A 9,511-nucleotide genomic window follows, 5' to 3' on the forward strand; every position below is an offset into this window, starting at 1 on the left:
CTTCAGCTTCGTCTTGTCCGATACGACGGATTTCTCAGCGGATCCACCGCCATTGGGGACGACGCGCACATTGACCGGCGTTCCCTTCGCCGGCGACACGGTGAACGTCTTCGTCTGCCCCTTGCGCACGTCGGACTGGCAGGTCCCGCCCAGGTTGTCGGTGACGCAGACAGCCGCCGTGTAATTGCCCTGCTGCGCGACCTGAACCGTCACCTTCGCCGCCGCCCCCGCATTTCCGCCCGTAGCCGCCCCGGCCGCCGGCGAAAGCCCGAACCCCAGCCCCGTGGCAATTCCCACGGCCGCCAGCAACGTCACCGCACGCCGTCCGTGCCTACCTCGCGAGGAAATCTCCATAGCCATTTCGCCCCCCTGGCAAAATCACCCTGATCGGCGTTCCGGATGCCGATCCGGACTCCGGATGTCTTCCGGTCACAGCGGAATACGCACCGGCGCCGAGAGGCGTTCAAAGCCGCTTCGAAAAATCTCCGGCGGCTTTGTGAAGCGGGCCACGGACCACCGGGCCCGGCGTCCCGGGAAGCACTCACCGTCGCGAACTCGCCTCCGCGCCGCGGCAGCCGCGTGCCGCCGGGAAGCCTGAGACCGCCGCCTCCGGGTGCCCATCCGCCGTCGATAGCCGTCGATGCGGCGGATGCGACGGAGGCGCAGGTCACGGGCAGGGAGGCCCGGGGGCGATGTGTATACAGCATATGGGATACCCTCGCTCGATATAAGCCAAGGCTTACCTAAGTAGGCCGCTGGGTCGTCAGATCTCGGCGGCCTCAGAGCATCAGCGCCCTCAGACCGTCAGCGTCGTCACCGTCGCCAGAGACAGCCGGAGCCCGAATGTCCCGTCCCCCCGCCGCCATCGCCCCGACCCCCGCGCCCCGGCTCCCGCGCCGGGTGCTCGATCTCGTCGGCGGCGTCTTCATCCCGCTGATCCCCGCGCTCACGGGCTGCGGGCTGCTGGCCGGGCTGACCGGGCTGCTCGCCAACCTCGTCCATACGGGCCATCTGGAGTGGGCCGCGGGGATCGTCACCGTGCTGCTGCCGCTGAGCAACGGATTCACCGCGGTGCTGTCGGTGTTCGTCGGGTACAGCGCGGCGCGGGCGCTCGGGGGTACGCCGGTGCTCGGCGGGGCGACCGCGGCGGTGATGCTGCATCCGAAGGTCGCGGCCATCCACTACAGCCTGCCGCTCATCGGCCACGTCTCCCCCAGCCACAACGAAGGGGGGCCGCTGACCGCGCTCGCCATCGGGCTGGTCACCGCCTGGCTGGAGCGGCGGCTGCGGCGTGTCGTGCCGGCCGGCGTGGACGAGTTGTTCACGCCGCTGCTGACGGTGCTGACGGCGGGGCTGGCCACCGTTCTCATTCTCATGCCGCTGGGCGGCGCGGCCGCCTCGGCGACCGGGACGCTGGCCTCGTGGGCGCTCGGCATCAACGGGGCCGTCGGCGGCGCGATTCTCGGCGGGGTCTTCATACCCGGCCTGCACCAGGCGCTGATCGGTGTCACCAGCACGCTCATCCAGCAGCACGGCTCCTCCGCCCTGCTGCCCATCATGGACATGGCCGGCGCCGGGCAGGTCGGCGCCGCGCTCGCCGTCTACCTGCGGGCCCGGCGCGGCAACCCCCTGCGCCACGCCATCCGCGCGACCGGTCCGGCGGCGCTGCTCGGCGTCGGCGAGCCCATGTACTACACCGTCACCCTCCCCCTCGGCCGCGTCTATGTGATGGGCTGCCTCGGCGGCGCGGCGGGCGGCGCGTTCCTCGGAGCCTTCAACCAGTTCGGCTACACGGTCGGCGCGGTCGCCCAGGGCAAGGCGGGCTGGTCGCTGCTGCCGCTGCTGACCGGCAACCACGGCACCGCCGCCGCGATGGCTCTGTACGCGGCCGGCCTGATCCTCGGCACGGTGGTCGGTCTCGGCGCGGCCCTGCTGTCCCTGCGCGGCGACCGCGGCGCCGCACTCCTCGAACGGACTCCCCCGGTACGGGCCGGAGCCGAGCAGCCGCACGTCCCGGCCCGCCCGGCACCGGCAGTCGCGGACGCCGGCCTCGTCAAGGAAGGCGTCTGACGCCCGTACCGCCGAAGGCCGTTCTCATGGCGGCACGGGGCGCGGCCTCCCGGCGGCTGCGCCACAGCCGGTCCGCCCCCCGTGCCCGCCGCTCACGCGTCGCGGGTCAGCCCCTCCCACCGGTCGGCCAGCTCCGTCAGCTCCTCCAGCAGCGCCGTCCGCTCGCCGGGCCCGTACGACTCCAGCAACCGCTCATCGAGCAGCCGCGCCCGCCGGTCCGCCTCCGCCAACGCCTCCTCCCCCGACTCCGTCAAAAACAGCAGCTTCCGCCGCCCGTCATCCGGAGCCGTACGCCGCACCAGCAACCCACGCCCCTCCAGCCGCCGCGCCACATCCGCCATCGTCGACGTGTCCAACGCCACCGCCGACGCCATCGACGACTGATCCCGACCCGGCGCCGCCCCCACCGCCGTCAACACCGCGAACTGCGGACCCGTCAACGCCGCATCCACCAACCGCACCCACGCCGCCACATACGCCTGATACAACCGCCGCACCTGATACCCAGGAGCAGCCGAAAGAGCGGTGGGCGGCGTGTCCGCGCCCGTGTCGGAAGGTGTCGTCTCAGCCATGACCACACCTAAACACGGCCCTCGGCGGCGTCCTCGGCCGGTCCGAGGACACAACGGTCCTCCACCACTCCCAGCGGCTCCTGCGCCGAACGAGTGGAGGGCGCGGCGGGCGGGTTTCGTCCGCCCCGAGGCGGGGGACCCGACCACGGTGCCGAGGGGGGCTTCCAGTGAAAGGTGTGGCACGTGGTTCCGCGCACCGCGCAGCATCCCCCGGCCGTCTCCGTGGTCACCCTCCATGTCAACGGCGTCCCGCACCGGTTGACCCTGGACAACCGCACAACGGTGCTCGACGCGCTGCGCGAGCACCTTCAGCTGACCGGTTCGAAGAAGGGCTGCGACCACGGTCAGTGCGGCGCCTGCACGGTGCTCATCGGGGGCCGGCGCACCAACAGCTGTCTCAAGCTCGCGGTCTCCTGTGACGGCGCGGAGATCACCACGGTGGAGGGGCTGGCCGACGGGGAGAATCCGCATCCGGTGCAGCGGGCCTTCCTGGAGCGCGACGGCTTCCAGTGCGGCTACTGCACACCGGGCCAGATCTGCTCCGCCGTCGGCGTCCTCGCCGAGGCGGCGAACGGCCACCCCTCCCATGTGACGCCCGTACCCCAGGACAGCTCGGAGAAGGCCCCGGAGCCGGTGCCGCTCACCCCCGAGGAGATCCGCGAGCGCATGAGCGGCAACCTGTGCCGCTGCGGCGCGTACGCCAATATCGTCGCCGCCGTCGAGGACGTGGCCGGGTGAAGTCCTTCTCCTACGTGCGCCCGAGCGACGTCGACACCGCCATCGCCGCCGTCGCCGCCGACCCCGCGGGCAGCTACCTCGGGGGCGGTACGAACCTGGTCGACCTGATGAAGCTCGGCGTGGCGGCGCCGGGACTGCTCGTCGACGTCTCCGGGCTGCCGCTGAACGACGTGGCGCGGACCCCGGACGGCGGGCTGTCGATCGGCGCGAACGTCCGCAACAGCGACCTCGCGGCGCACCCGCTCGTCCGCGCCCGGTACCCCGTGCTGTCGCAGGCCCTGCTGGCCGGGGCCTCGGGCCAGCTCCGCAACGCGGCGACCACCGGCGGGAACCTGCTCCAGCGCACGCGCTGCCTCTATTTCCAGGACGTCGGCAAGCCGTGCAACAAGCGGCAGCCCGGCACCGGCTGCCCCGCGCGCGAGGGGGTGCACCGGGATCTGGCGGTGCTCGGCCACTCCGCGCACTGCGTCGCCACGCACCCCTCGGACATGGCCGTCGCCCTCGCCGCGCTCGACGCCGTCGTCCGCCTGCGCGGGCCCGACGGCGAACGGGCCGTGCCCGTGACGGACTTCCACCGGCTGCCCGGCGACCGGCCCGAGCGGGACAGCGTCGTCGACCACGGCGAACTGATCACCGCCGTGGAGCTGCCCGCCCCCGCGCCGGGACGCTCCGCCTACCGCAAGGCCCGCGACCGCGCCTCGTACGCCTTCGCCCTCGTCTCCGTCGCCGCCGCCCTCGACGTGCGCGGCGGTACGGTCCGCGCCGCGCGCCTCGCCTTCGGCGGTCTGGCGCACAAGCCGTGGCGCGCCCGCGCGGCCGAGGAGGCGCTGGTGGGCGCGGAGGCCACCGAGGAGTCCTTCGGCCGGGCCGCCGACGCCGAGCTGTCGGCTGCCGAGCCGCTGCGGGACAACGCGTTCAAGGTGGACCTTGCCCGGAATCTGGCGGTCCGGGTGCTCGTGGGGCTGGCCGAAGGCGCGGCGCAGGGGTCCCCGGGCCCGTACACAGGCAGTTGAGGAGCGTTCGGATGGATCGCACGCACAGCGCAGGTCCGGCCCTCGGCGCGCCGATCGGCCGCCTGGAGGGCATGGAGAAGGTCACCGGCACCGCGCGGTACGCGGCCGAGCACTTCCCGGCGGGCGCCGCGTACGCCTGGCCGGTGCCCGCCGCCGTGCCCTGCGGCAGGGTGACCGCGGTGCACGTGGACGACGCGCTGGCCGAGCTCGGGGCCGTCGCCGTCCTCACCCATGAGAACGCGCCGCGCCTCGGCGACTGCGACGACCCGATCCTGCGGGTTCTCCAGGACGGCCATGTGCCGCACCGCGGCTGGTACGTGGCCCTCGCCGTCGCGACGACCCCGGAGGCGGCGCGCGCCATGGCCGCCGCCGTCCGCGTGGAATACGAGGCTCGGGAGCCCGACGTCGTACTGACCGCCGATCATCCGGGGCTGTACGCGTGCGAGGAGGCCAACGCCGGGGCCGAGGGGAGCCGGGAGCGGGGCGACTTCGACGCCTCGTACGCGGGCGCCCCGCTGCGCGTCGACGCCACGTACACGATGTCCGCCCTGCACAACCATCCGATGGAACCGCACGCCGCGACGGCCGAGTGGACCGACGGCAACCTCACCGCGCACGACTCCAGCCAGGGCGCGACGGCCGTACGAACCACGCTGTCCCTGCTGTTCGGGCTGGCGGAGGAGCGGATCACGGTCGTCTCGGAGCACGTCGGGGGCGGTTTCGGGGCCAAGGGGACGCCGCGGCCGCAGGTGGTGCTGGCGGCGATGGCGGCGCTGCACACCGGCCGCCCAGTCAAGCTGGCGCTGCCGCGCGCGCAGCTGGCGGCCGTCGTCGGGCATCGCGCGCCGACCATCCAGCGGGTGCGGCTCGGGGCGGGCGAGGACGGGGTGATCACCGCGCTCGCGCAGGAGGTCGTCACGCAGACCTCCACCATCAAGGAGTTCGTGGAGCAGGCCGCGGTCCCGGCGCGCGTCATGTACACCTCGCCGAACAGCCGCACCACGCACCGGGTCGCGGCGCTGGACGTGCCGAGCCCGTCGTGGATGCGGGCGCCGGGCGAGGCGCCGGGCATGTACGCGCTGGAGTCGGCCATGGACGAGCTCGCCGAGCGGGCCGGGCTGGACCCGGTGGAGCTGCGGGTCCGCAACGAGCCCGCCGTGGAGCCCGACACCGGGAAGCCGTTCAGCAGCCGGCATCTCGTCGGCGCGCTGCACGACGGGGCGCGGCGGTTCGGCTGGTACGAGCGCGATCCGCGTCCCCGGTCCCGGCGCGAGGGGCGGCTGCTGATCGGCAGCGGCGTCGCCTCGTCCACCTATCCGGTGCTGATGAGCGCCTCGCGCGCGGAGGCGCGGACGGAGCCGGGGGGCCTGTTTAGGGTGCGCGTCAACGCCACGGACATCGGTACGGGCGCCCGTACGGTGCTGGCGCAGGTCGGGGCGGACGCGCTCGGCGTTCCGCTGGACCGGGTGAACATCGACATCGGGAGCAGCGCGCTGCCGCCCGCGCCGCTCGCCGGGGGATCGTCGGGCACGGCGTCGTGGGGGTGGGCGGTGGACAAGGCGTGCCGTGCGCTGCGGGCGCGGCTCGACGAGCTCGGGGGCGAGGCGCCGGCGGCGGGGCTCGTCGCGGAGGCGGACACGGCGGCGGAGCTGGAGAAGGCGGCGGCGTCCCCGTACGCGAAGCACTCTTTCGGGGCACAGTTCGCCGAGGTGCAGGTCGATGTGGACACCGGGGAGACGCGGGTGCGCCGGCTGCTGGGCGTGTTCGCCGCGGGCCGGATCCTCAACTCCCTTACGGCGCGCGGTCAGTTCATCGGCGCGATGACGATGGGCCTGGGGATGGCGCTGCTGGAGGGGAGCACGATGGACCCGGTCTTCGGGGACTTCGCCGAGCGCGATCTGGCTTCGTACCATGTGCCCGCCTGCGCGGACCTGCCGCGGATCGAGGCGCACTGGCTCGATGAGGACGACGGGCGGCTGAACCCGATGGGCAGCAAGGGGATCGGCGAGATCGGCATCGTGGGGACGGCGGCGGCCATCGGCAACGCGGTGTATCACGCGACGGGCGTCCGGTTCCGTGAACTGCCGCTGCATCCGGACAGAATCCTCGCCGGTCTCGGCCGCTCCATCTGAGTCCGCGGGGGCGGCGGGCATAGACTGAATACACCCTTTGGGCGGAAAGATATGAGGTGTCCGGTGTGACGGCTGGGTGTATGACAGGCGCCCCGTGCTGGGTCAGCCTGATGGCGCGGAGTCTCGACGGGGCGGCGGACTTCTACGGTCCGCTGCTCGGGTGGCGGTTCGTGACGGGGCCCGAGCCATGGGGCCGCTATCTGCGGGCCTTCGCCGGGGACACGGAGGTCGCGGGCGTGGGCGAGGTGGCCCGCGACTGGGAGTACCCGGTGACGTGGACGACGTATTTCGGCACGGAGAACGCGAACGAGACCGCCGCGTCGATCCGCGAGCGCGGCGGGACGGTGGCGGTGGGGCCGCTGGAGTTCGAGGCAGGGCGGATCGCGCTGGTCGCCGACCCGGCCGGGGCCGCGTTCGGCATCTGGGAGGCGACCGGCAGCGCGGGCAGCGGTCTGCGGTCGGGGGTCGCCTCGGCCTGGACGGAGCTGCGGACACGGGACGCCTTCGACGCGGCGATCTTCTACGGCAACGTCTTCGGCTGGGACGACCGGGACCCGGCCCGCTACGAGGTGCGGTGGGAGTACGACCATGTGGTGCTCCACGTCGACGGGCACAGCGTCGCGGCCCTGCACGGCGGCGGCACCGAGGCGGCGGTGGACCCGCGCATCCGGCCCCGGTGGCATGTCTTCTTCCCGGTGGCGGACGTCGACGAGGCGGTGCGCAGGGCCGAGAAGCTCGGCGGCGAGCTGATGGACGAGCCCCGTGATTCTTTGCACGGGCGGGCGGCCGGGCTGCGCGATCCGGACGGCGCGCTGTTCTCCGTGATCAGCGGAGCGCCCTGAAAGGCCTTTTGATGTACGGCTTTTGACGTCTCGTCACGTCGTGTTGTCGTCGGGGAGCTTCTCCAGGAGCGTGCGGGACGCCTGGAGCATGAGGCGGCAGACGTCGTCGGGGTCGGCGCTCGCGATCGGGTCCTTGCCGATCACCGAGCGGGTGAGCCCGATGCCGAGGAGCCAGGCGAGGATGAGGTCGGAGCGCAGCTCGGCGTCGTCGGCGTCGCTGAGGCCGGCGAGGACGCTGGTGTACTCGCGGCTGAGGAGGAGTCGGGTCTCGCTGCGCGCCTCGCCGGTGCCGGTGGAGCGCAGATACACCTCCAGCGTCCGGTCGCGGTGGCCCTCGCCGGGTTCGAGCAGGCCGCGCAGCGCGACTTCGAGGAGCCGCTCCGGCGGGGTGTCGCGCACCTGCCGCCACCCCTGGCGGGTCACGGCCTCGTTGAAGAGGGCCTTCTTGGAGCCGAAGTAGCGGAAGAGCAGGGCCTGGTTGACGCCGGCGCGGGCGGCGATGTCGCGCACCGTGGTGCGTTCGTAGCCCCGCTCGGTGAACAGCGCGGTCGCCGCGTCGAGGAGCGCCCGTCTGGTCGCCTCGGCGTCCCGTCTGCGCTCCGGCCGTTCTTCGGACATTCCGCGAGCCTCCCGAGAAATGGCCGTCAGCATAACCCGCTTTTGAACTGACGGACCGTTGACCGTTCCTGCCGTCGGACCTACCTTATGTAAGCACGTGCTTACAACGGTTTACAACGGAAGACGGAAGGGGCACAGGTGACCGCCACCGACATCGAACCCGCGGCTTATCCGTTCAACGAAGCGACCGCGCTGACGCTCTCGGATCTCTACGAGGACGCGCGCAGCCGGGAAGGGCTGCTGCGGGTCCGCCTGCCGTACGGCGATCCCGCGTGGCTGGCGACCCGCTACGCCGACGCCCGGCTCGTACTCGGCGACCGCCGGTTCAGCCGCGCCGACGCCGCGAACCACGACGAGCCGCGGCAGTCCGAGGCCCAGACCAACAGCGGCATCCTCAGCATGGACCCGCCCGACCACACCCGGCTCCGCAGGCTCTCGGCCAAGGCGTTCACGGTGCACCAGGTCGAGAAGTTGCGGATGGACGTGCGCGCCCTCGCCGAGGGCCTGATCGACGACATGGTCGCGGCCGGGTCCCCCGCCGACCTCGTCGAGGACTACGCGCTGCCGATCCCCGTCGGCGTCATCTGCCGCATGCTCGGGGTGCCCACCGAGGACCGCCCGCGCTTCCGGGTCTGGAGCGACAACGCGCTGTCCACGAGCTCCCTGACAGCCGACGAGTTCCACGCCAGCCGGGAGGAACTGCGCGACTACATGCGGGGGTTGATCGACCAGCACCGCGCCCACCCCGCCGACGACCTGATGACCTCCCTGATCGAGGCGCGCGACGTCGGCGACCGGCTCTCCGAGCTGGAGCTGGTCGACCTCTGCGTCGGCATCCTGGTGGCCGGGCACGAGACCACCGCGTCGCAGATCCCCAACTTCGTCTACACCCTGCTCGACCACCCCGAGCAGCTCGCCCTGCTGCGCGAGGACCCGGAGCTCATCCCGGCCGCCGTCGAGGAGCTGCTGCGCTTCGTGCCGCTGGGCGTCGGCGCGAGCCAGGCCCGGTACGCGACCGAGGACATCGAGGTGGGCGGCACGCTGGTGCGCGCCGGGGAGCCCGTGGTGGTGGCCGTCGGCGCGGCCAACCGCGACGCGCTGCGCTTCACCGAGGCCGGCACGCTCGACGTGCGGCGGGAGAGCAACGGCCATCTCGGGTTCGGCCACGGCGCCCACCACTGCCTGGGCGCGCCGCTGGCCCGGCTCGAACTCCAGGAGGGGCTGCGGGCCCTGGTCCTGCGGCTGCCCGGACTGCGCCTCGCCGGGGACATCGTGTGGAAGACGGAGATGCTGGTCCGCGGGCCGCGCTCGATGCCGGTGGGGTGGTGAGCGATGACCTGGCACATCGATGTGGACCGGAGCGTGTGCATCGGTTCGGGGATCTGCGCGGGGACCGCGCCTGAGCTGTTCCGGCTGGAGGCCGAGCGCGCCCGCGCGGTCCAGGAGGACATAGAGCCGCAGGAGAACGCGCTGGACGTGGCGGACTCCTGCCCGGCGCTGGCGATCACCATCACGGAGGGGACGGA

10 protein-coding genes are annotated in these 9,511 nt (G+C 72.8%); 7 read left to right on the forward strand and 3 right to left on the reverse strand.

Going from position 1 to position 9,511, the window contains the following annotated elements; all coding sequences use genetic code 11:
- On the reverse strand, window positions 1-315 hold a 315-nt coding region (locus ACFU99_RS21055; protein ID WP_384394191.1), incomplete at its 3' end, for a hypothetical protein.
- Window positions 316-843: 528 nt separating this feature from the next.
- Between ACFU99_RS21055 and ACFU99_RS21060 the strand changes: the two genes are divergently transcribed.
- On the forward strand, window positions 844-2,070 hold the full coding sequence (locus tag ACFU99_RS21060; RefSeq protein ID WP_384394193.1) for a PTS transporter subunit EIIC: 1,227 nt from the start codon (window positions 844-846) through the stop codon (window positions 2,068-2,070).
- 92 nt (window positions 2,071-2,162) lie between these two features.
- Here ACFU99_RS21060 and ACFU99_RS21065 read toward each other — a convergent pair whose 3' ends face one another.
- Window positions 2,163-2,642 (reverse strand): MarR family winged helix-turn-helix transcriptional regulator, encoded by a 480-nt coding sequence (locus ACFU99_RS21065; protein WP_384394195.1) that lies wholly within the window; start codon window positions 2,640-2,642, stop codon window positions 2,163-2,165.
- A 183-nt stretch (window positions 2,643-2,825) separates the two neighbouring features.
- Between ACFU99_RS21065 and ACFU99_RS21070 the strand changes: the two genes are divergently transcribed.
- The 4 genes from ACFU99_RS21070 to ACFU99_RS21085 all read left to right on the forward strand — a co-directional run bounded on the left by ACFU99_RS21070 (window position 2,826) and on the right by ACFU99_RS21085 (window position 7,367).
- Complete coding sequence (locus tag ACFU99_RS21070; RefSeq protein WP_384394197.1) at window positions 2,826-3,380, forward strand: 2Fe-2S iron-sulfur cluster-binding protein; 555 nt, start codon at window positions 2,826-2,828, stop codon at window positions 3,378-3,380.
- Window positions 3,377-4,393, forward strand: a complete 1,017-nt coding sequence (locus ACFU99_RS21075) for an FAD binding domain-containing protein (RefSeq protein ID WP_384394199.1) — start codon at window positions 3,377-3,379, stop codon at window positions 4,391-4,393. Before ACFU99_RS21070 ends, ACFU99_RS21075 begins: the two co-directional genes overlap by 4 nt.
- A gap of 11 nt (window positions 4,394-4,404) precedes the next feature.
- On the forward strand, window positions 4,405-6,525 hold the full coding sequence (locus tag ACFU99_RS21080) for a xanthine dehydrogenase family protein molybdopterin-binding subunit (RefSeq protein ID WP_384394201.1): 2,121 nt from the start codon (window positions 4,405-4,407) through the stop codon (window positions 6,523-6,525).
- An 80-nt stretch (window positions 6,526-6,605) separates the two neighbouring features.
- On the forward strand, window positions 6,606-7,367 hold the full coding sequence (locus tag ACFU99_RS21085) for a VOC family protein (RefSeq protein WP_384394203.1): 762 nt from the start codon (window positions 6,606-6,608) through the stop codon (window positions 7,365-7,367).
- A gap of 33 nt (window positions 7,368-7,400) precedes the next feature.
- Here ACFU99_RS21085 and ACFU99_RS21090 read toward each other — a convergent pair whose 3' ends face one another.
- Entirely contained in the window at window positions 7,401-7,985 is a 585-nt protein-coding gene (locus ACFU99_RS21090; protein ID WP_384394205.1) for a TetR/AcrR family transcriptional regulator, read from the reverse strand.
- 138 nt (window positions 7,986-8,123) lie between these two features.
- Between ACFU99_RS21090 and ACFU99_RS21095 the strand changes: the two genes are divergently transcribed.
- Window positions 8,124-9,314, forward strand: coding sequence for a cytochrome P450 (locus ACFU99_RS21095; protein ID WP_384394207.1), 1,191 nt, complete (start codon window positions 8,124-8,126; stop codon window positions 9,312-9,314).
- Window positions 9,315-9,317: 3 nt separating this feature from the next.
- Window positions 9,318-9,511: ferredoxin (locus ACFU99_RS21100; protein WP_384394209.1), on the forward strand; the 194-nt coding region annotated here is incomplete at its 3' end.

The organism is Streptomyces sp. NPDC057654, assembly GCF_042800135.1.
Classification (GTDB): Bacteria; Actinomycetota; Actinomycetes; order Streptomycetales; family Streptomycetaceae; genus Streptomyces.

Bases quoted from the DNA above. Each gene is read 5' to 3' on its own strand.
- ACFU99_RS21080 (WP_384394201.1), top strand. From the start codon at position 4,405: ATGGATCGCACGCACAGCGCAGGTCCGGCCCTCGGCGCGCCGATCGGC.
- ACFU99_RS21065 (WP_384394195.1), bottom strand. From the start codon at position 2,642: ATGGCTGAGACGACACCTTCCGACACGGGCGCGGACACGCCGCCCACC.
- ACFU99_RS21060 (WP_384394193.1), top strand. From the start codon at position 844: ATGTCCCGTCCCCCCGCCGCCATCGCCCCGACCCCCGCGCCCCGGCTC.
- ACFU99_RS21090 (WP_384394205.1), bottom strand. From the start codon at position 7,985: ATGTCCGAAGAACGGCCGGAGCGCAGACGGGACGCCGAGGCGACCAGA.
- ACFU99_RS21085 (WP_384394203.1), top strand. From the start codon at position 6,606: ATGACAGGCGCCCCGTGCTGGGTCAGCCTGATGGCGCGGAGTCTCGAC.